Source organism: Streptomyces sp. NPDC006739 (assembly GCF_042869815.1).
Lineage (GTDB): Bacteria > Actinomycetota > Actinomycetes > Streptomycetales > Streptomycetaceae > Streptomyces.
In genome coordinates this window covers 1-1,190 of the sequence record NZ_JBIAGM010000100.1, presented here as the reverse complement: position 1 = coordinate 1,190, position 1,190 = coordinate 1, and the positions used below count along the sequence as shown (strand labels likewise).

Sequence of the window (1,190 nt, the reverse complement as noted above, 5' to 3'; positions counted from 1 at the left end):
AGGCGTGTGGGGTCGAGTTTTCCGTTGGGGGTGGTGGGGAGTGTGGGGAGGGGGGTGATGGTGGTGGGGATCATGTGGGTGGGGAGGTGGGTGGTGAGGTGGGTGCGTAGGTGGGTGAGGGTGGTGGCGGTGTCGGTGGCATCGGTGTGGGTGCCGTTGGTGTGGGTGCCGTTGGTGTCGGTGTGGGTGGTGTGGGTGGGGGTGAGGACGGTGTAGGCGGCGAGTTGGGGGTGGTGGGGGGTGTGGGGGTTGAGGATGACGGCGGCGGCGTGGACGGCGGGGTGGGTGAGCAGGACGCGTTCGATCTCGGCGGGTTCGATGCGGAAGCCGCGGAGTTTGATCTGGTGGTCGCTGCGGCCGAGGTAGTGGAGTTCGCCGGTGGTGGGGTGGGTGGTGGCGAGGTCGCCGGTGTGGTAGCGGCGGGTGCCGGGCGGGCCGTCGGGGTCGGGCAGGAAGCGCTGGGCGGTCAGGGCGGGCCGGTTCAGGTATCCGGTGGCGACCTGGGGGCCGGAGACGTACATCTGTGCCTGGCGGGGGTCGCCTTCGAGGCTGATGGTGAGGCCGGGCAGGGGGGTGCCGATGGGGCTGACGGCTTCGTCGAGGTCGTCGGGTGTCATGGGGCGGTGGGTGACGTGGACGGTGGTTTCGGTGATGCCGTACATGTTGACCAGGCGGGGCTGGTGCCAGCCGTAGGCCCGGGTCCAGTCGGTCAGGGTGGCGGGGCGCAGGGCCTCGCCGCCGAAGACGATCCAGCGCAGGTGGGTGGGGGGGAAGCCGGACTGCCGGGCGGCCTGGGTGAGCTGGGTGAAAGCGGTCGGGGTCTGGCTGAGGACGGTGACCTTCTCGGTGCGCACGAGGTCCCACATCGCGGCGGGGTCGCGGGTGGTGGCATAGGGCACCACCCGCAGACGGCCGCCGTGCAGGAGCGCGCCGTAGACCTCCCAGACGGAGAAGTCGAACGCGGCGGAGTGGAACATCGTCCACACCTCGTCCTCGCCCCAGCCGCCGTAGGCCTGCCCGCACGCCTCGAACAGGGCGAGCACGTTGCCGTGGGTGACCACCACGCCCTTGGGCCGGCCGGTGGAGCCGGAGGTGTAGATGACATACGCCGTGTCCGCGTCCGACACGGCCACCGGCACGAAAGCGGCCCCCACCGCCCCCACACCGGCACCAGCACCAGCACCAGCACC

General features: G+C 71.2%; 1 protein-coding gene. It reads right to left on the bottom strand.

The genetic code is table 11. From position 1 onward, the window contains the following. A partial coding sequence (locus ACFYMM_RS44440; RefSeq protein ID WP_388398591.1) for an AMP-binding protein occupies positions 1 to 1,154 on the bottom strand: 1,154 nt, incomplete at its 3' end. Positions 1,155 to 1,190: the final 36 nt, after the last annotated feature.